The sequence below is a fragment of the Duganella sp. LjRoot269 genome, from assembly GCF_964254095.1.
In the GTDB taxonomy this organism is placed as follows: Bacteria; Pseudomonadota; Gammaproteobacteria; order Burkholderiales; family Burkholderiaceae_D; genus Rugamonas; species Rugamonas hordei.
In genome coordinates, this window is sequence record NZ_CAXUSL020000001.1 from 1,826,131 (window position 1) to 1,846,661 (window position 20,531).

The 20,531-nt window shown below is 67.1% G+C and carries 16 protein-coding genes; all 16 read left to right on the forward strand.

Annotated features, from left to right (window positions below):
- The first annotated feature begins 43 nt into the window (after positions 1-43).
- Genes tssE through ACSQ3S_RS08060 form a run of 16 tightly spaced genes read left to right on the forward strand, consistent with a single transcriptional unit; the run spans position 44 to position 20,526 of the window.
- A complete protein-coding gene (gene tssE / locus ACSQ3S_RS07985) occupies positions 44-502 on the forward strand; it encodes a type VI secretion system baseplate subunit TssE (protein WP_436142053.1) in 459 nt (152 codons plus the stop codon).
- 25 nt (positions 503-527) lie between these two features.
- Positions 528-2,294 carry a type VI secretion system baseplate subunit TssF gene (gene tssF / locus ACSQ3S_RS07990; RefSeq protein WP_353400258.1) on the forward strand — a complete coding sequence of 589 codons (1,767 nt, stop codon included), beginning with the start codon at positions 528-530 and terminating at the stop codon, positions 2,292-2,294.
- A complete protein-coding gene (gene tssG, locus ACSQ3S_RS07995) occupies positions 2,282-3,310 on the forward strand; it encodes a type VI secretion system baseplate subunit TssG (RefSeq protein WP_436142054.1) in 1,029 nt (342 codons plus the stop codon). The genes tssF and tssG overlap by 13 nt, the downstream gene beginning before the upstream one ends.
- 5 nt (positions 3,311-3,315) lie before the next feature.
- A complete protein-coding gene (gene tssH / locus ACSQ3S_RS08000) occupies positions 3,316-6,033 on the forward strand; it encodes a type VI secretion system ATPase TssH (protein ID WP_436142055.1) in 2,718 nt (905 codons plus the stop codon).
- The gene (locus ACSQ3S_RS08005; protein WP_413448242.1) at positions 6,030-8,021 is read left to right on the forward strand and encodes a type VI secretion system Vgr family protein; all 1,992 of its coding nucleotides are present in this window, start codon (positions 6,030-6,032) and stop codon (positions 8,019-8,021) included. Before tssH ends, ACSQ3S_RS08005 begins: the two co-directional genes overlap by 4 nt.
- A 1-nt stretch (position 8,022) precedes the next feature.
- Positions 8,023-8,760 (forward strand): toxin-antitoxin system YwqK family antitoxin, encoded by a 738-nt coding sequence (locus ACSQ3S_RS08010; protein ID WP_436142056.1) that lies wholly within the window; start codon positions 8,023-8,025, stop codon positions 8,758-8,760.
- Positions 8,760-9,146 (forward strand): DUF4280 domain-containing protein, encoded by a 387-nt coding sequence (locus tag ACSQ3S_RS08015; protein WP_176655593.1) that lies wholly within the window; start codon positions 8,760-8,762, stop codon positions 9,144-9,146. The genes ACSQ3S_RS08010 and ACSQ3S_RS08015 overlap by 1 nt, the downstream gene beginning before the upstream one ends.
- Before the next feature lie 22 nt (positions 9,147-9,168).
- The gene (locus ACSQ3S_RS08020; RefSeq protein ID WP_436142057.1) at positions 9,169-9,429 is read left to right on the forward strand and encodes a hypothetical protein; all 261 of its coding nucleotides are present in this window, start codon (positions 9,169-9,171) and stop codon (positions 9,427-9,429) included.
- Complete coding sequence (locus tag ACSQ3S_RS08025) at positions 9,426-10,316, forward strand: substrate-binding periplasmic protein (RefSeq protein WP_436142058.1); 891 nt, start codon at positions 9,426-9,428, stop codon at positions 10,314-10,316. The genes ACSQ3S_RS08020 and ACSQ3S_RS08025 overlap by 4 nt, the downstream gene beginning before the upstream one ends.
- Positions 10,317-10,326: 10 nt before the next feature.
- Positions 10,327-11,610 (forward strand): dicarboxylate/amino acid:cation symporter, encoded by a 1,284-nt coding sequence (locus tag ACSQ3S_RS08030; RefSeq protein WP_413448240.1) that lies wholly within the window; start codon positions 10,327-10,329, stop codon positions 11,608-11,610.
- A gap of 8 nt (positions 11,611-11,618) precedes the next feature.
- The gene (locus ACSQ3S_RS08035; protein WP_436142059.1) at positions 11,619-13,043 is read left to right on the forward strand and encodes a dicarboxylate/amino acid:cation symporter; all 1,425 of its coding nucleotides are present in this window, start codon (positions 11,619-11,621) and stop codon (positions 13,041-13,043) included.
- Positions 13,044-13,100: 57 nt separating this feature from the next.
- On the forward strand, positions 13,101-13,595 hold the full coding sequence (locus ACSQ3S_RS08040) for a hypothetical protein (protein ID WP_436142060.1): 495 nt from the start codon (positions 13,101-13,103) through the stop codon (positions 13,593-13,595).
- A 19-nt stretch (positions 13,596-13,614) separates the two neighbouring features.
- Complete coding sequence (gene tssK / locus ACSQ3S_RS08045; protein WP_176655598.1) at positions 13,615-14,940, forward strand: type VI secretion system baseplate subunit TssK; 1,326 nt, start codon at positions 13,615-13,617, stop codon at positions 14,938-14,940.
- On the forward strand, positions 14,940-15,707 hold the full coding sequence (locus ACSQ3S_RS08050; RefSeq protein ID WP_176655674.1) for a DotU family type IV/VI secretion system protein: 768 nt from the start codon (positions 14,940-14,942) through the stop codon (positions 15,705-15,707). Before tssK ends, ACSQ3S_RS08050 begins: the two co-directional genes overlap by 1 nt.
- A gap of 35 nt (positions 15,708-15,742) precedes the next feature.
- Positions 15,743-19,876, forward strand: a complete 4,134-nt coding sequence (locus tag ACSQ3S_RS08055; RefSeq protein ID WP_436142061.1) for a type VI secretion system protein — start codon at positions 15,743-15,745, stop codon at positions 19,874-19,876.
- Between the two features lie 14 nt (positions 19,877-19,890).
- Positions 19,891-20,526, forward strand: coding sequence for a formyltransferase family protein (locus ACSQ3S_RS08060; RefSeq protein ID WP_176655600.1), 636 nt, complete (start codon positions 19,891-19,893; stop codon positions 20,524-20,526).
- Positions 20,527-20,531 lie beyond the last annotated feature (5 nt).

The window sequence follows — 20,531 nt, forward strand, 5'->3', positions numbered from 1 at the left end:
ATGACGGCGGGTGCCGGGGGTCTTTCTGTATCGTTAAGAAACTATGTCTAAAGCCATCACGGCGTCGCTTGTTCCGTTGTTTGATCGGCTGACCGGCGTGCTGCACGCTTCCCCGGATGGCAGGCTGCTCGATGGCGGCGGCTTGCAACACTCGCTGCAGCTGGACCTGATGCGGCTGTTCAATGTACGCAACGCGCTGACGATACAGGAGTTCCTGGAAGGCGATCCCACGATCCTCGACTATGGCCTGCCCGATATGCTGGCGCTGTCGCCGCAATCGGACCAGGACCTGTACGTCTGGTCGACCGTGCTCGAACGCAGTTTGGCGCTGTTCGAGCCGCGCCTGTCGCATGTGAAGGTGCAAGTGCTGGCCGATCCCGTCAAACCCTACGCCGCCCGCGCCTCCATCGCCGCCGTGGTCATGCTCGGCCAGCAGCTGTGCCGGGTGAATTTCGACGTCGCCCTGGACGCCCGTTCAGCGGCAATGCAGGCGGCCGCATGACGACCGGCCAGCGGGAGGCCACGCCGTGAGCGACGATATCCTTGAATACTACCGCCGCGAACTATCCTATCTGCGCACGCAGTCGGCCGACTTCGCCGAACGCTATCCGAAGGTGGCGCAGCGGCTGGTGCTGAACGGCGGCGAATCTGCCGATCCGCACACGGAACGGCTGATCGAATCGGTGGCCTTCCTGACCGCCCGCGTTCACCGCGACCTGGACCGCGATTTCCCCACCATCGCCGGCGCCATGCTGGACAACCTGTGCCCGAGCCTGACGCAGCCGGTGCCGGCCATGACGGTGGTGCGCATGACGCTCGACTCGTCGCAGGGCAAGGTCATGGCCGGCATGCCGGTCGTGCGCGGCGCCATGCTGACCACCACCGCGTCCACCGGCGAGAACTGCCGCTTCCAGGTGGCGTGGAACACCACGCTGTGGCCATTGCAGGTGGCCGTCGCCAAGATGGAAGACACGCAGGAAAACCGGCCGACCCTGCGCCTGGACCTGCGCTGCGACCCCGGCCTCGACGTCTCCGAGCTGGAACTGGACAGCCTGCGCCTGCACCTGTCCGGCGACCTGATGACGACGATGCCGCTGCACGAATTGCTGATCAGCGGCCTGGAACGCATCGAGCTGGTGTCCGGTGACGGCGCCGTGCACCGCCTCGGCCCCAACGCGCTGGCCGAGGTGGGTTTTGAAGAAAACGAAGCCATCCTGGCCCAGCCCGCGCACGCCCATCCGGCCTACGCGCTGCTGCAGGAATACTTCGCCTTCCCGCGCAAGTTCCAGTTCTTCGACCTGAAGGGCTTGCGCGGCCTGCTGGGCAGCGGCACCGGCTTCTCGGTGCGCTTCGTGTTCAACCGCCGCGCGCGCGTGCTGTCGCAGCTCAGCGCGGACAACTTCCTGCTGGGCTGCGTGCCGGCCGTGAACCTGTTCCCCGTCACCAGCGAACCGATACGCCTGCACCGCCGCCACTACGAATACATGCTGGTGCCGGACTACCAGCGCGAGGCGGTGATGGAGGTGCATTCGGTGGTGTCGGTCACCGCGTCCGACCCGCGCGCCGACCGCCCGACCATCATCCCCAGCGTCTACGCCGAATCCACCGCCGACGAGTCGGACGATGCTGACGTGTACTGGTCGCTGCGCCGCGAGATGAGCCTGCGCAAGGGCATCACCGGCACCGACGTCTACCTGAGTTTTATCGACCGCAGCGACGTGCGCAGCATGCCGGACGAACCGGTGGTCTACGCCCAGCTGCTGTGCACCAACCGCGGCCTGGCCGAACAGATCGGCCCCGGCACACGCTTCTATGGCGAAGGCATCTCCACGTCGACGGTGATACGCACGCTGTACCAGCCGAGCGCGCAGCGCCCGCCGGTGATGGAAGCCAAGGCCCTGTGGTCGCTGGTGGCGCTGCTGCGGCTGAACCACCGTTCGCTGGTGGACGGCACCACCGGCGTCGACACGCTGCGCAAAATGCTGATGCTGTTCGCCGGCGACAGCGCCCGCGACCAGGCGCAGGTGCGCGGCGTAAAAAGCATGGTGGCCTCGGTCGCCACGGCGCGGCTGGGCACGGACACCTGGCGCGGCCACTGCCGCGGCACCGACATCGTGCTGGAGTTCGACGCCGATGCGTTTGTCGGCACTTCGCCGCTGGTGCTGGCCGGCGTGCTGTCGCGGTTTTTCGCTTTGTACACCTCCGCTAATTCCTTCGTCCGCCTGGCCGTCACGCGCGGCGGCGAACCGTGGATGCAGTGGCCTGCCATGAGTGGACGGCAATGTCTGATCTGATGTCGCTGCTGCGGGACGACCCGCATGCCTTCGATCTGTTCCAGGCGATCAGCATCCTGGAGCGCAGCGAACCTGCGCGCGCGCCGGTCGGCACCTCGGTCGGCATGGACGAAGCGCTGCGGCTGAAGGCGCAGGTGGAGATGTCGTTCGCTCCCAGCGACATCAGCGACCTTGACGACAGCAAGCAGCCAGGCCCGCCGTTGACCTTGAAGTCGCCGGTGCTGACGTTGGCCGGCTCGCAAGGCCCGCTGCCTACGCCGTTCACCGAGCTGCTGATGGACCGCCGCCGCGCGCGCGACAATTCCGGCCTGGATTTCCTCGACATCTTCAATCAGCGCCTGCTGGGCTTCCTGTACCGCAGCCGCCGCAAGCACCACATGGCGCTGAGCACCGGCAGCATCAACGAAGCGCCTATCGTGCGCAGCCTCGACGCGCTGGCCAGCCTGGGGCGCGCGGAGGGCGTGCGCGGACCGGACGGCGAACAGGCATGGCTGCGCCACGCCGGCCTGCAAGGCGCCGCGCCGCGTTCGATGGTGTCGCTGCTGGCCGTGGTGCGCGACCGGATGGGCGTGCATTTTTCGGGCAAGCAGTTCGTCGGCGGCTGGCATCCGCTGGCGCCGTGCGACCGCGCCACACTGCACGATCCCGGCAAACCGGCCACCTTACAGTCCCGCCTCGGCATGGGTGCAAGCCTGGGCGCGCGCGCCTGGGACCAGGGCGCCGGCATGGCGCTCGATGCGCCGCCGCTGCAGCCGGCGCAGTATGCGGCGCTGCTGCCCGGTGCCAAGAACAATTCGCTGCTGGGGTGGTTGGTGGGACGCCATCTGCAACGCGACTTCCAGGTACGGCTGCGGCTCGACCTGGCGGTTCGCCCCGAGACGCGCCTGAGCGCCGACGCAGCGCTGCCGCCGCGTCTGGGCCTGAGCACCTGGCTGTGCAGCGCGCGAAGCGCGGACGATGCCACGCCGGTGCGCTACCAGCCGGCCAATTTCCTGCTGTCGAACGAGGAAGGCTGAGCGCCATGGAAATCGATATCCGCACACTGCTGTCCAAGCTCAATCCCGAATGCAAGCGGGCGATGGGTCATGCCGCCGAGCTTTGCGTGAAGCAGACGCAGTACAACGTCGAGCTGGAGCACTTGCTGTTTACGCTGCTGGAAGAACGAGTTCCGGACTTCGTGCTGCTGTTGCAGCGCTTCGGCATCGGCGAGAGCGCGGTGACGGCGCAGCTGCAACGCAGCATGGACGGCTTCAAGCGCGGCAACGGCCGCACGCCGGCGCTGTCGCCGCACTTCATGCCGCTGTTCCAGGAGGCGTGGCTGCTGAGCTCCATGCTGCTGGGCAGCCAGCAGATACGCTCCGGCACCGTGTTGCTGGCGATGCTGGAAGTGGACAGTCTGCGCGGCATGCTGATCGAGACCGCGCCCGAACTGCTGAAGATTCCGCGCGACCAGTTGAAGAAGGAGCTGCCGGCGCTGCTGGCCGGATCGGCGGAGGACGGCGGCCCGGTCACGACGCCATCCGCCGTGCCGCCCGCCACCGGTGCGCCGGCCAGCGCGCCGTACCCGCAGCCAACGGGAAGCATGCCCACGCCGCAGGCCGCCGGTGGCGCCACGCCGTCGCTGGACCAGTACACGGTCGACATGACGGCACTGGCGCGCGCCGGCCGCATCGATCCGATACGCGGCCGCGACGCCGAGATCCGCCAGATCATCGACATCCTGCTGCGCCGCCGCCAGAACAATCCCATCCTGACCGGCGAGGCGGGCGTCGGCAAGACCGCCGTGGTGGAAGGCTTCGCACAGCGCATCGCATCGGGCGCGGTGCCGCCATCGCTGGCCAACGTCGTCGTGCGCACGCTGGACCTGGCGCTGCTGCAGGCCGGCGCCGGCATCAAGGGCGAATTTGAAAACCGCCTCAAATCGGTGATCGCCGAAGTGCGCGCCTCGGCCACGCCCATCGTGCTGTTCATCGACGAAGCGCACCAGCTGATCGGCGCAGGCGGCAGCGAAGGGCAGGGCGATGCCGCCAACCTGCTCAAGCCCGCGTTGGCGCGCGGAGAACTGCGTACCATCGCCGCCACCACCTGGGCCGAGTACAAGAAATACGTGGAGCGCGATCCCGCGCTGGCGCGCCGCTTCCAGGTGGTGAAGGTGGAGGAGCCCGCGCCGGAAGCCGCCATCGGCATGTTGCGCGGCATGGTCGCCACGCTGGAACAACACCACGGTGTCGAGATCCTCGACGAAGCCGTGACCGACGCCGTGCGCCTGTCGCACCGCTACATCACCGGCCGCCAGTTGCCGGACAAGGCCATCAGCGTGCTCGATACCGCCTGCGCCCGCGTGTCGATCGGCCAAGCCGGCGCGCCGCCGCAGCTGGAATCGCTGGACCACGAGATCGTGCTGGCCACCGAAGAACTGCGCATCGCCCGCCAGCAGCACGCGCGCGGTGAGGACCAGGGCGTGACCATCGCCAAGCTCGATGCGCAACTGGCGCTGCTGCTGGCCAAGCAAACACGTTTGAAGGACAAGCTGGCGGATGAACGCCGCGCCGTCGACGAAATCGTCGCGCTGCGCCGCGAGATCGCCGCATCGGCCGACGACGGCGCCGCGCTCGACGACGAGGAACGCATTTCGCGCGGCGACCAGTTGCAGCGCCTGCAAAAAGGCCTGGAAGCGATACAGGACGACGAACCGCTGGTGCCGGTCTGCGTGGACTCGAAGATCGTCGCAGGCGTCATCTCCGGCTGGACCGGCATCCCGGTCGGCAAGATGCTGGCCGACGAGATCCACACCGTGCTGCAGCTGAAGGAGCGCCTCGAAGACCGCGTGGTCGGCCAGTCGCAGGCGCTGGACGCGATCGCCCGCCGCGTGCGCACCTTCCGCGCCGAGCTGGATGATCCAAGCAAGCCGGTAGGCGTGTTCATGCTGGTCGGCCCGAGCGGCGTCGGCAAGACCGAAACCGCCTTCGCGCTGGCCGACATGCTGTACGGCGGCGAACGCAATATGGTCACGATCAACATGTCGGAGTTCCAGGAAGCGCACTCGATCTCCAGCCTGAAGGGCGCGCCGCCGGGCTACGTCGGCTACGGCAAGGGCGGCGTGCTGACCGAGGCCGTGCGCCGCCGGCCCTACTGCGTGGTGCTGCTGGACGAAATGGAGAAAGCCCACCCGGACGTGCTGGAGCTGTTCTTCCAGGTGTTCGACAAGGGCACGATGGAAGACGGCGAAGGCATCACCATCGATTTCAAGAACACGCTGATCCTGCTGACGTCCAACGCGGCGCAGGACGTCATCACGCAGGCCTGCGCCAACGGCAAGCGCCCGGATACGACCGAGTTGATCGAGCAGCTGCGGCCGGCGCTGCTGCGCCAGTTCAGCCCCGCCTTCCTGGGCCGGCTGGTGCTGGTGCCTTACTATCCGCTGGGCGATGAGCAGATCAGCAATATCGTCGACCTCAAGCTGGCCAAGCTGGCGGCGCGCTTCGCCGAGAACCACAACGCGCGATTCACCTGGGACGACCGCGTGACCGAGGTCGTCACCGCGCGCTGCACGGAAGTCGACAGCGGCGCCCGCAACATCGATTTCATCCTGACGCAGACGGTGCTGCCGCTGCTGTCGTCGCTGGTGCTGGAGCGCATGTCGGAGCTGAAGCCGTTCACCGCGATCCACATGAGCGTGGGCGCCGATGACCACTTCGCCTACACCTTCCGCGACCATCCGCTGCGAGGGCAACCATGAAGACCGGCTTCGAACAGCCCGGCGGCCTGCTGGCCGTGTCGTCGCCGTTTGGCGACAACGACCTGCTGCTCGACGCCGTCGAAGGCAGCGAAGGCATTTCGGAGCTGTTCAAGTTCAATCTACACATGCGCTCCAGCAGCACCAGCCTGAGCGCCGCCACCGTGGTCGGCAAGACCATGACGGTGACGATGAATGTCGAAGGCGCGACCAAGCGCTATATCACCGGCATGGTGTCGCGCTTCATCCAGAGCGGCTTCGACATGGACTTCGCCACCTACGAAGCGGAAGTGGTGCCCATGCTCTGGCTGTTGACGCTGTCGCGCGACCGCAAGATCTACCAGGCCAAGACGGTGGCGGAAATCATCAAGGCGGTGCTGGGCGATTTCAGCATCACCTTCGACGACAAGCTGACGCAGACCTACACCGCGCAGGACTACATCGTGCAGTACGACGAGACGGCGTTCGATTTCATCAGCCGTTTGATGGAGCAGAACGGCATCTTCTACTTCTTCACCTTCACCAGCAGCGCGCACACGATGGTGCTGGGCGACGCGTCGTCCAACTTCGCCGACTGCACGGGCGCGGCGGCGGTGCGCTTCTTCCCGCGCACCGGCATGAACAACCCGATCGACACGGTGTCGCGCTTCGCCCACGAGAACACCATCGCGGTGAAGAAGGCCACCGTCAACGACTACGATTTCATCAATCCAAGCACCTCGCTGGAGGGCACGCATTCGGCCACGGACGGCAGCGGCGCGGTGTATGAATTCGCCACCGGCCACCTGGCCGTCAGCGCGGCGACGGCCATCGCCAAGCTGCGCGTGGAAGCCAGCCAGGTCAACGCCGAGGTGCTGCGCGGCGACAGCTTCTGCTATCCGTTCAGCGCCGGCACCAAGTTCACGCTGTCCGACCATTTCGTCACCGCGCTGAATGCCGCCTTCGTGCTGCGGCGCGTGCACCACACGGCGCGCGACGACATGTACACCAATTCGTTCGAGGCGTTTCCGGCGACGGTGCCGTTCCGCCCGCCGGTGCAGACGGCGCGTCCGCGCGCGGTCGGCTGCGAGACGGCGCTGGTGGTGGGGCCCAGCGGCGAGGAAATCTGGACCGACAAGTACGGCCGCATCAAGGTGCAGTTCCCGTGGGACCGCGACGGCGTCAAGGACGACAAGAGCTCGACCTGGATGCGCGTGGCGCAGTCGGTGGCCGGCAAGGGCTTCGGCGCGCTGTTCCTGCCGCGCGTGGGACAGGAAGTGGTGATCACATATCTGAACGGTGATCCGGAGCGGCCGCTGGTGACTGGCTGCGTCTACAACGGCGAGAACGCCACGCCGGCCGAGCTGCCCGCCAACCAGACGCAGACCATCATGCGCACCTGGTCGTCCAAGCAGGGCGCGGCCGGCAACGAGCTGCGCTTCGAGGACAAGAAGGATTCGGAGCAGCTGTACATGCACGCGCAGAAGGACATGCTGACCGAGATCGAGAACGCGCTGACCACCACGGTGAAGAAGGGCGCGGAGATCCATACGCTGCAGGAAGGCGACCGCACCGTCGACGTCCAGAAGGGCAAGGAAACGCACAACGTCAAGGGCACCCGCGAGGTGACCGTGACGGGCGACGAAACCCACACCAACAGCGCCAAGTTCACGCACAAGGTGACGGGCGACTACGCGCTCACCATCGACGGCAAGCTGACCATCACCGTCACCGGCGACATCAGCATCAAGTCCAGCGCGGCGGTGACCGAGGAATCCGGCACCACCTACGGCATCACCGCCGGCACGGCGCTGACGGCCAAGTCGGGCACCACGCTGACCAACCAGTCCGGCACCGACCTGACCAACAAGGCCGGCATGAAGATGGTCAACCAGGCGGCGGTGCAGATGGATAACAAGGCGCCCATCATCAACAGCAAGGCCGATGCAACCCAGACCGTGGAGGCCGGCGCGATGCTGACCCTCAAGGGCGCACTGGCCAAGGTGAACTGACATGGCGACCGAGACCGAACTGCCGGAAGATCAAATAGCCGCCGAGCCAGTGCCGCCGGCCGAGCCGCAACTGATCGAGGAGCACAGCGACGCCGGCCAGCTGCTGCAACGCGCCTGGCTGCGCGACGGCGTGCTGCACGGCCCGTTCGAGCAGTACGGCGACAAGGGCGATCCCGTGATGAAGACGCACTTCGAGTCCGGCAAGATGCACGGCACTATGCGCGTCTACGGCCAGGACGGCAGGCTGGTGCAGCAATCGCAATTCCAGCACGGCATCGCCCACGGCCAGATGGAAACCTACGTCAACGGCCGCTGCGTCGCGCGCCAGATGATGGTGGCGGGCGTGCCGAACGGCCAATCGCTGTCGTACGACGAAGCCGGCCACCTGACCGCGCGCCTGAACATGGTCGACGGCCAGATCCACGGCCCGGCTGAATTCTTTTACGAAGGCCTGCGCGTGCGCAAGTCGCACTACAAGGCCGGCCTGATGGACGGCGAGTCCACCGACTTCGACGCCCAGGGCGGCGTGGTGCAAACCTGCACCTACCGCGCCAATTTGCTGCACGGCCCGCTGCGCCGCTACTGGCCCGACGGCGAACTGATGGAAGAAGTGATCTACCGCGACGGCAAGCCGGTCGGCTCGCCCGCGCGCTTCGACCCCAAGGGCAAGCGCACCGACAATGTCGCGGCCACACCCGCAATTCTGGACCGGCTGCAAAAGCTGGTGAGGGGAAGCTGATGGGACAACAGACCTGCATGGGCGCGATGCTCAAATGTACCTTCGGCGTGGCGCCGGGGACGCTGATGGTGCTGCCTGCCAACTGCGTGCTGACCGCGGTGCCGGACGCCAACATCATGGACAACAAGCCGATGATGAACATCCTGCCGTTCGGCATGTGCCAGTCGATGGCGAACCCGATGGTGGCGGCGGCCACGGCGGCGGCGCTGGGCGTGCTGACGCCGATGCCGTGCATTCCCGCCACCACGGCGCCATGGGTGCCGGGCTCGCCGACCGTCCTGATCGGCAATATGCCGGCGCTGAACAATTCGTCGAAACTGATGTGCATGTGGGGCGGCGTGATCGGCATCAACGCGCCGGGCCAGACCACCGTTTCCATACCCTGAACTCTTAACCGCGAACGCTATCATGGAATACCGATTCAGCTTGACTCCCCGCTTGATCGCCCTGGCCCTCTTTTCCGGCGTGGCGCTGATGGTGCTGCTGTTCGCCCTGGGCTACCAGGTCGGCCAGAGCATGGTGGATAAGCCTGTGCCCGGCGCCGCCGCCGCCGACCGAGCGGCCGAGCGCGCGCGCCAGCAGATCACCGGCAAGATCGCCAACGACGCCGCTGCCGCCGCCGCGCCCGTCACAGAGCGCGCCAACGCCGTGCAGAAAGCCGCCCAATGAGCCGCCTGCGCAACTTGATGCTGCTGCTGGCTGCACTGTGCCTGTGCAATGCCGGCTGGGCGCAGGGCGGGCAGAAGACCACGCGCGCGGCCACCACCGCTGCGGCCGCCGACGCCGGCCGCTCGCCGCTGGTCCCGATGGCCGACGGCCGCCAGCTGGCACCGGACATCGCCCGCATCGTCAATCGCGGCGAGCTGGTGGTCTCGATGCTGGCCGCCGATAACCCGCCTTTCTTTTCGGTCAATAAAAGCGGCGACCTGGTCGGCACCGATGTCGACCTCGCCAAGCTGATCGGCAGGGAACTCGGCGTTCCGGTGCGCTTCGACCGCAGCCCCAAGACCTTCGATGGCGTTGCCGAGCAGGTCGCGGTCGGCAACGCCGACCTGGGCATCAGCCGGCTGGCGCGCACGCTCAAGCGAGGGCAGATGGTGCATTTCTCCAACTCCTACATGCGCCTCGGCCACGCGCTGCTGATCAACCGTATTCGCTTTGCCGAAGTCGCCGGCGACCGGCCGCTGCCGGAAGTGATCCGCAACTTCACCGGCACCATCAGCGTCATCGCCGGATCGTCGTGGGAGGAGTTCGGCCGCCGCAACTTCCCCAAGGCCAAGCTGGTCAGCTATCCGACCTGGACCGAGGCGGTCGAGGCCGCCAAGAAGGGCGATGTGGTGGCGGCCTACCGCGACGAGCTGGAAGTGATGCAGATCGTGAACAACGATCCCAGCCTGGCGCTGACCTTGCGCACGGTGACCTTCAACGACCTGGAGTCGCCGCTGAGCATCATGGTCGGCATCCGCGACCAGACCTTGCTGTCGTTCGTCAATGAAGTGATTGCGCAACGGGCCGAGAAGCCCACCGTGAGCAGCATGCTCAAATCGACCAAATAAGGAAATCCACGTGGATGCAACAAGCATGCAGCGTTACCAGCACTGGGCCCTGAACCCGTGGACGGTGCTGGCCTGCGTCCTCGCCGGCGGCGTGCTGGGCTGGGCCGCCCCCGCGTTGGCGCTGCACCTGAGCGTGGTCGGCGTGGTGTATGTCGACCTGCTGAAAATGATCGTGCTGCCGTTCATGATCTCGGCCGTCATCTTCAGCCTGCAGAACCTGTACCGCGACGGCGGCGCCGCCCGCATCTTCAAGCGCGTGGTGGTGGTGTTCGTGGCGTTCTCGCTGATCGTGGCGGTGCTGGCGACGGCCTGTTCGGTGCTGGTGCGCCCCGGAGGCAATCTGCCCAACGAAACCCGCATCGCGCTGGGCAAGATCGTCAGCGCCGACGGCGACCGCAGCAACACGGAAATGGCGATGCGCACGGTGGAGGAGCCGCCGCACCGCGCCAGCCTGAAGGAAGTGCTGCAGTCGCTGATCCCGCAAAACATCTTCGCCTCGCTGGCCAACGGCGAGACGCTGAAGGCGCTGGTGTTTGCGCTGCTGTTCGGCTTTGCGGCGGGGCAGGTGCCGAGCCGCATCTCGAGCGGCCTGCACCAGGCGCTGGAGACCATCTACCATGCCTGCCAGACGCTGACGCGCTGGGTCAACCTGCCGATACCGTTCATCCTGGTCTGCATGGCGGCCAGCCAGGTGGCGCAGACCGGGCTGCAGCCGATCCGCGCCATGGCCGGCTTCGTGATCCTGTTCCTGGTGGTGTCCACCTTGCTGATGGCGCTGGCGATGATCTTGATCGGCCGCCGCGCCGGCGTGCCGTTCGCGGCCGTGATGGCGGCCATGCGCGAGCCGTTCGCGCTGGGCGTGGCGACCAACAATAGCGCCACCTGCATGCCGGCCATGGTCAGCGGGCTGGTCGAGCATTTGCAGTTCGCGCGGGCGCGGGTGGAGTTGCTGGTGCCGCTGAGTATTTCGCTGCTGCGCGTGGGCGCCGTCGCCTACTTCGCCTGCGGCACGCTGTTCATCGCCGCGCTGTACGGCCGCGCGATGTCGCCGGTCGAGCTGGGCGTGCTGGTGCTGGTGTCGGTGCTGTCGGGCTTTGCCTCGTCGGGTATGGCGGGCGTGGTGACGGTGTCGCTGATCGGCACCATCTGCAGCTATTTCTCGCTGCCGTTCGAGGCCGCGTTCATCCTGCTGGTGGCGGTCGATCCGATCTGCGCGATGGCGCGCACCGCCGTGACCGTGATCGGCAGCTGCGCCGCCGTCGCGGCCATCTGCGCCGAACCCGTCAAGCTCTAGGACCGGCCATGCAGACCCTCGTCAAACCCGCCATCTTCCAGCTGAAGGATATCTTCCAGCATCCGGCCACGCTGCTGGGCGCGATGCTGCTAGGCGGCTGGGTGGGCACGCTGTTCCCCGACAGTGCCGGGCTGCTGGCGGCGGTGTCGACGCTGTATCTGTCGCTGCTGCAGATGGCGGCGTTTCCGTTCGTGATCTTGGCGGTCTACTTCGGCTTGCAGCGGCTGCCGTCCGAGCCCGATTCCCCGCGCCAACTGGCGCAGCTGGCGGGCATGGCGCTGGTGGCGATGCTGCTGTGCGCCGTGGTCGGCGTGCTGGTGGCCAGCATCACGGCGGCCGGCTCGGGCATGTCGGCGGGGCAGACGGCGGCGCTGGGCAAGCTGGCGCTGCGTTCCGAGTCGCAGTTCAGCATGACCATGCGCGACGCCGGCGGCGGCGCGGCGGCGGGATGGGACGTGGGCGAACTGGTGCCGGACAATTTCTTCGGCGTGCTGGCCTACGGCTCGCTGCCGTCGGTGCTGATCGGCGTGCTGTGCTTCGGCGCGGCGGTGGCGGTGCAGGATGCGCATCGCTCGGCCCAGCTCAGCGGCATCTTCGAAGGCATGTACCGCGCGCTGGAATCGCTGGTCAACCGCTTCAACACCTTGCTGCCGGCCGCCGCCTTCGTGCTGTCCGCAGCCGCCACGGCCACCGCCGGCGTCGAGGCGATCCTGCTGATGGGCGGCTTCCTGGCCGCGTTCTTCACCGCCGCGCTGCTGGTCTGCGGAGCGGCGGTCGCGATCATCTGCTGGCGCCTGAAGAAGTCGCCGCTGCTGGTGCTGCTGGCGCTGCGCGAGCCGATCACCGTCTGCCTGTTCGCGCCGGTGGCGGTGGCCGCCGTGCCGGGCTTCATCCAGGGCATGAGCGTGCGGCTGGGATTCAGCCGCGGCCTGGTCGAGCTGGTGTCGCCGATCGCGCCGGTGTTCATCAAGGCGGGCGAGGCGATGTTCTTCGCGGTGCTGTCGATCTTCGTCGCCAACCTGTACAACCATCCGCTGGCCATCGCGGACATCGCGTGGATCTGCCTGCTGTCCTGGACCGCCGCGCTGTGGTCGGTCGGTATTGCCGGAGTGAAATCCGTGATACTCGGCAGCTTCGTCCTGGCCTCGATGGGCCTGCCGCTGGAAGCTGTTTTGCCGGTGTTTATGCTGGTCGAAGTGTTGTGCGAAGGACCACGGAATTTACTTTCCTTTCTTATATCGTCGGCGTTGATTGCCTTGGTAGCGGATGGTCTGTATATTAATACCGAGCAAGTTTCCGAGGTGTGGCATCCGTCTACGATCAAGCTCGTCTTCACCCGCAAGCAAGCGCTGTTCGTACTGTTCCTGTTGTTGATCGCTTTGTTCACAGTGTTTTGCGCCGGCATGGGCTATGGCCTGCGCAGGGCTTTTTGAAGACCGACTTATGCAGCTGAAGATGAAACCTACGCCCGCCACCGAATGGAAGCGCCCATGACCCGCCGCAGCCTGCTTGCGTTCGCCTTTGCGGCCGCGCTGCTGAGCGGTTGCAACACCATGCGCTCGCTGGTGGGCATGGACCCGAAACCGGTGGCGCCGGACTGGAAGGTGCTGACCCTGCGCGCCGCCGACGACGCCAACAGCAACAGCGCGATCGCCGTCGACGTGGTGCTGGTCAAGGACGCCGCCATGCTCGACTCGCTGAGCAATATGCCGGCCGCCAAATGGTTCGCCACGCGCGCCGAGCTGCAGCGCACCTTCCCGGAAGCGCTGACCGTGTATCCGTACGAACTGGTGCCGAACCAGACGGTCAAGCTGAGCGATAAAAAATGGAATGGCCAGAAGGCCTGGGCCGCGCTGGTGTTTGCCGGTTACGCCAATGCCGGCGAACACCGCGCCCGGCTGCTGCTGAACAACGCCGGCTATGTCGTGCAGCTGAATGCACAAGGCTTCAGCGCCAGCGAACTCAAGCCCGGCGCGCCGCAATAAAGAATATGGAAGACATTCAATGACCGCACCTCAACTTTCCAATCGCATCCAGTGGCATGAAGGGATGATGTTGACGCCGCAGCACTTCCAGCAGGAAGGTGCGCGCATCGACGCGCTGCTGGCCTGGCAGTCGATGGCGACCAACCCCTACGGCTGGGGCGTGCGCCAGCTCGTCATCGACGAGTCTGGACTGCCGACCGGCCGCCTGCGCATCCTGCAGCTGGAAGCGATCCTGCCCAACGGCATGGCCGTCACCTACGACAGCACGCTGGCCCAAGGGCAGTCGCTGGAGCTGGACCTGTCGCAGTGGAACGATGCGATGGCGCAGCAGGATTTGCCGGTGTATCTGGTGGTCGGCAACACGCGCGCGCTGCACCAGCCGGGCCAGCCGTCGATGTTCCGCGGCGTCGCCAGCGCGCTGGTCGAGGATGAAGTGTCGAAGGCGCTGGCGGCCGATGTGCCGCGCATGGCCGTCAACCTTGGGCTGGCGGCGGGACCGGTGCCGTCGGCCGCCTACACCTCGATGCAACTGATGACCGTCAACAAGGGCAACGAGATCGTGCACCGCGGCGCCTACCTGCCGGCGATGCTGGACGTGCCGGCCACGTCGCCGGTGCGCCAGCGCGCGCTGCAGTTGGCCACGCACATGCGCAACAAGGCGGTGTTCCTGGCGCGCCAGACCGCGCAACCGTCGTCGCGCACCGAGGACCGCATCAATCTGCTGGAGCAGAAGGCCCGCCTGTCGAGCCTGATCCTGAACCTGCCGCTGCTGGAAGCGCTGCTGTCGGCGCCGGCCGTGCAGCCGCTGCCGCTGTACCTGGCGCTGTGCGCGCAACTGGGACCGCTGGCGACCTTGCGTCCCGGCGCCGTGCCGATCACGCCGCCGGCCTACGACCATGGCGATGCCTGGCCCGGCTTCGACGCCGTGCTCAAGGCGCTGACCGACCTGGTGGCCGAGGTCAGCCAGGAATGGAAGACCTGCACCTTCAATTACGACGGCCAGTCGTTCTCGCTGGCGATGCAGCCGGACTGGCTCGGCTCGCGGCTGGTGATCGGCCTGCGCGGCCAGCAGGACAGCGCGGCCGCGCAGTGGATGGCGGGCGCGGTGATCGGCTCGCAAACCGTGTGGACTTCGCTGACCGACCGCCGCGTGCTGGGCGCGCAGCGCACCCGCATCGACGCGGCGCCGGAACTGGGCTTGCGCGCCAGCGCCGGCTACACGCTGTTCAGCGTCGAGGTATCGGACGAATTTATCGTTGCCGATCAGGCTCTGCTGATCAGCAACGCCAACGAAAGCCTGCAGGCCCAGCGGCCGCAGGAAGTCGTGTTGTTCATTAAAGGATGATGACGATGGCAGCCAATAACGCATCGACGGCACCGGCCGCCTGGAGCGGCGGCATCAGCGAAGGCGTGGACCTGGCGTCGGTGCAGTTCCGCGATTTCTACGACGTGCTGCAGCGCTCGGCGCAGGCCGCCACCCGCGTCGGCGAGGGCGAGGCCAGGTCGGCGGCCGAGGCGCTGAGCCGCCAGCTGTGCCAGCTGATCGAGCTGCAGTCGCTGGAGGCGCGCCGCGTGGCGGGCAAGGCCGGCATCGAAGCAGAGGTGCAGGGGCGCTTCCTCAAGGCCGCGCTGGCCGACGAGGTGTTGCTGAACACCGAATGGGCGGGGCGCGCCTACTGGCGCCACGTGCTGATCGAGACCACGCTGTTCAAGTCCAGCTTTGCCGGCGAGCGCGTGTTCGACGACCTGGACCAGCTGCTGCGCGAACGCGAGCCGTCGCGCCGCAACCTGGGCCGGCTGTACCTGTATTTGCTGTCGCTGGGATTCCAGGGCCGTTACCGCGGCCAGAAGCAGGACAAGATCGCCGAGTACCGGCGCGAGCTGTTCCAGTTTGTGTATCTGCGGCCGGCCGACCTGCAGGGGCGCGACCGCACGCTGTCCGAGCAGGCGTACGCCAGCACGCTGTCGCACCTGGCGGCGCGGCGCCTGCCCAAGTTCAACCGAAGCGGCCTGGTGTTCGTGCTGGCGCTGCTGATGCTGCTGGGCTTGTCGGAACTGCTGTGGCTGTGGCAATCGTGGCCCGTGCGCGCCGCGCTCGCCACGACCGTGTGACCAACTAATCGGGACGACGCATAGTGTTGAATTTCTTGTCAGATAACACGGCCATCGCCACCTTGCTGGTGCTGACGCTGCTCGTCATGCTGCTGTTCGCCATCGTCATCTGGGCGGCGATGAAGGGCGCGGAAAAAGCCGACAAGCCGGCCGACCAGCAGCCGCGCCTGATCAGCGCCGACTCGCTCAAGCAATCGTTCCGCGTCGCCGTGGAGCTGATTGAAAATAATATCGCGGCGCGCTCGGAACGCTACAGCCTGCCGTGGACGCTGATCCTCAACGAAGGCAGCCACGGGCGCGAACTGCCGCTGCTGCAGTCCGGCCTGCAAAGCGCGCTCAGCGCGGACAGCACGCTGACTGCCGGCGCCCAGGGCCTGAACTGGAACTTCTTCGACCAGGGCGTGGCGGTGCAGCTGCAGGCCGACTACCTGGGCTCGCCCGATCCGGACGCCGCCAACGGCAACAACACCTGGGACGATTTCCTCGGCCTGTGCCGCAACTACCGTCCGGACCGGCCGTTCGATTCCATCGTCGTGGCGATCCCGGCCAGCATGTTCCTCGACGCCGAGGGCGCAGGACAGCTGGACCTGGCCGCGCGCGCCAAGGCCATCCACCGCCGCCTGTGGCTGGCGCAGAACCGGCTGGCGTTGCGCTTCCCGATCTATATCGCCATCGCCGACTGCGAAGTGATACCGGGCTTCTCCCGCTTCGCCGCCGCGCTGCCGGAGCCGCTGCGCCGCTCGATGCTGGGCTGGTCGTCGCCGCACGAGCTGGCCGCGCCGTTCCAGGCGCAGTGGATGGACACGGCCATGAACGAGATCGGCCGCACGCTGTCGGACAGCTGTTCCGAACTGTGCGCGCTGGAACCGTCCGGCTCCGACAGCAGCGAGTACTTCCTGCTGCCGAACCAGATCGAGCGCCTGCGCGCCGGCCTGAAGATCTTCGCCGAAGAACTGATGCGGCCGAGCGCCTACCACGAACCGTTCCTGTTGCGCGGCATCTACCTGACCGGCGATTGCAGCGACGAAGCGGCGCTGCTGGGCGACGGTCATGCGCCTGCCGATGCCGGCCTGCCGGCCGTCGACGCCGCTACGACCACCACCGCGCCGGCCGCCTTGCCTGAGTGGGCCGAGCCGACGCTGGCCACCGACGCGCCGGCGCAGGCTATGCTGCCGGGGCAGGGCAGCGCCGTGCCGGCCTTCCTGCGCGATATCTTCGAACGCAAGATCTTTGCCGAGGCCGGACTGGTACGCTCGTCGTCGGTGCACCGCATGCGCCGTCCGGCCATGAGCCGGGTGGCGCGCTGGAGCGCGTTCGCCGTGCCCGTCGTGTGGGTGCTGGGCCTGGTGTTTGCCACCGTCAACCTGCACCGCCTCAGTTCCGACGTCGTGGTCTACCTGCAAAAGCTGGACCGCGATTCGCGCGCCAGCCTGCAAGCCACCAGCCGCAACGTGATCGATCCGGCGCAAAGCCGCCAGCGCGCGATGGAGGCGCTGCTGAACATCGAGCAGATGGGCAATGCCCACCTGGGTTCCTTCTTCATGCCGGGTTCATGGCGCTGGTTCGACAACCTGCACCAGCGGGTGCAGAACCGCATGGAAAAAGGCTTTGCCGACAATGCCTTCGATCCGCTGCGCCGCTCCGCCTATGCGCGCGTGAGCGAGCTGACCGGCGTGCCCATCGATCCGATCTCGGGCAGCCTGATCATCGGCGGCCGCTGCACCTTGCCGGCCCGCTGGAGCGAAATGACGGCGATGCCGAACAGCGCGCTGAACATCGAGGACTTGCCGGAATTCTCCGCGCTGCTGCAATACGTGGCGCGCATGGAACAGCTGGACCAGGTGTTGCAGGCGATGATGCGGCTGAAATCGACCACCTCCGGGCCGGCTTCCGGCGACGACCTGGCGCTGGTGGTGCGCGTGCTGCTGGGGACCGAACTGAACGGCAATCCGGACCGCACCGCCAGGCTGTTCCGCCAGGTGGCCAAGGATGTGCAGTCGCTGACGATAGAGCCGCTGCAGGATGCCGCCAGCTGTTCGTTCAAGCTGGCCGTCAAGGCCACGGCCAAGCGGCTGTACGTCAACAACGGCTTGCTGAAGGCCGAACAGACCATCGCCGAGAGTTCGGCCGCGTTGTACGAGGCCGATCCAAAGGCCGAAGCCAGCACCACCATCGCTATCTGGCAGGCGCTGCGCACCGCGCTGCGGGCGCAGGAGCTGTACCTGGTCTCGGGCAAGGGCGCCTGGATGCACCGCAACACGCTGGATCTGGGCCCGGCCTGGGACAACCTGCTGCAGAAGGTGCAAGGCGTTTCGCTGCTGGGCAAGAGCGCTTCCGACGACGCCCGCAAGCAGGTCGACGACGGCTTCACGCAATTCATTTCTTCGTGGGATGCGACGCTGTCGGCCGACAGCCATGCGCAGGGTTTGAGCTCCGGCCTGGAATGGTCGGAAGCCAATTCCTCCTGGGCCTTCGCGGCCGACCGCAAGGTGCTGCTGGACGCCTTGAACGGCCTGCTGACGCAGCCGTTCATGAAGGTCAACCACCTGAGCCGGCTGCCTGAGGTGCCGTCCGGCGCCACCGTCAGCTGGGATGGCGCGCGGCTGGACCAGGTGCTGGCGCTGGCCGACTCGCGCAAGCGCGTGCAGACCGAGTTCCTGCCGAAGTTCCCGGCCATGCTGCAGGCGCCGGCCGCCCACCTGGCCGACGCCGCGCTGGGCGAGACGGCGCGCGACATGCTGTCGCAATCCTATCTGGTATCGGCGCGCGAAGTGCAGGCGCCGTCCGCCGAGGCCGATCGCGCGCGCGCCCTGCGGGTGCGCTCGTGGCTGCAGGATATCGGCGCCATCGGCGTGGCCGACAACCTGTCCGCCGTGCTCAGCCGCGACGCCCTGTCGCGCCTGCAGCAGCTCGATGAAACGCTGACCCGCGCCGAAGTGTTCGTGCCGCGCGACCGCTCGTTCCGCTCGTGGAACGGCGAGAAGGCCCCGTTGATGGACGCGTTCGGCGCGGCCGATGCCGGCGCGCTGGCGGGCTACGTCTCGCAGCAGCAATCGTTCATCGAGGCGACCGGCAAGGATGCGGAAGGGCTGCTGCTGCAACTGGGCGGCACGCAGGCCGGCAATCCGCTGGTGATACGCTGGCAGGCCACGGTGGCCGATCTGAACCGCTACAAACTGAAGAGTCCGACCAGCAGCCTGACCGCGCTCGAACACTTCGTGCTGGCCACGGCGGCCGACATCGACATCGGCAACTGCCTCGACAAGCTGTCCGCGCGCGCCGCCCAGCGCCGCGCCACCGACGTGTTCTCCGAGCGCATGCAGGGCCTGCAGGCCGGCCTGTACTCGCGTTGCCGCGAGCTGATGCAGACCGGCTACCAGGATGCCTGGACCCGCTTCGCCGACGCCTTCAACAGCGGCCTGGCCAACCGCGCGCCGTTCCGCGCGCTGACGCCGGACGGCGGCAAGGTGGCCAGCGACAAGGTGCCGGCCGACGTCGAGGAAGTCGGCTCGGTGCTGAAGCTGTTCGACCGCGTGCACGTGCTGGCGCTGGCGTCGGACCGCGATCCGTCGCGGCCGTCGGCGGCCACCACGGTACGCAAGGTGGACGACCAGATGCAGAAGGTGCGCGACTTCCTGGCCCCGCTGTACCCGACCGAGGAAGGCCAGCCGGTCGGACTGGATGTGATGGTGGAGTTCCGCGCCAACACCGCCGTCGAAAGCGAAGGCAACAAGATCATCGATTGGGCGCTGACCATCGGCAGCCAGACGCTGCACCAGCGCGACCCGGCGCGGGCGCTGCGCTGGGAGCCGGGCCTGCCGGTGGTGCTGACCCTGCGCGTGGCGCAGGACGGCCCGGTGATACCGAAGGCGGAGGGCGGCCATCCGGGCATGTCGGTGGACGAGCGCACCATCAGCTACCGCTTTGAGGATCCATGGGCGCTGTTCAGCCTGGTGTCGGCCTACCGCGAAGCGGATGCCGCGCCTGCCACCGGCGCGCGTTCGCAGTTGCTGAAGTTCGAGTTCCCGATGACGGCCATCGGCGACGGCAAGATCGCCACCCGCGACACGCGCGCCAAGGTCTTCATCCGGCTGACCGTCAGCGCGGCCGGCAAGCGCACGCCGCTGGTGTGGCCGCCGGTGTTCCCGGTCAAGGCACCGGCCTGGTGATCGGAGAAGTGGTCATGTCATCGCTGCCGCCCCTGGTTCGTGTTGCCGTGTTCGGCAGCTTCCATCGCGGCTTCCATGTGCTGAGCGAGCTGCTGAAGGGGCCGCTGGCGCAGCGCGTGCGCGTGGTCGGCGTGGCGACCGACGACGTCGGCTCCGGCTTCGTCAGCCGCGAGCGCCGCGTCTGGTCGTATCCGCACTGTGCGGAGGAAGAGGTGATGGTCGAGCGGCTGGCGCAGTCGCATGGCCTGGCCGCCTACAAGGGCCGCGTGAAGACGCCGGAGTTCTACCGCCTGTACGAGGAAGAGTGGCGGCCGGACCTGTGCATAGGCGCCACTTTCGGCCAGCGCATCGACGCGCGGCTGTTCCAGGTGCCGCGGCTGGGCTTCTACAACCTGCATCCGTGCATAGACGATGGCTGGCCGTCGCATTACGCCGGCCCGAATCCGTTCCAGGCCTTGCTGGACAACGGCTCCGACCACGTGGTGATCGCCATGCACGAGGTCGACGAAGGTTTCGATACCGGCAGGCTGCGGGCGCTGTCGGAAAAGATCTACGTGCCGCCGGGCGCCACGGTGGTGGACCTGCACAAGCTGACGTCGCCGCTGGCGGCCAAGTTTTTTGCGCGCGAACTCGGCAAGCTGCTACCGTAGCGGAG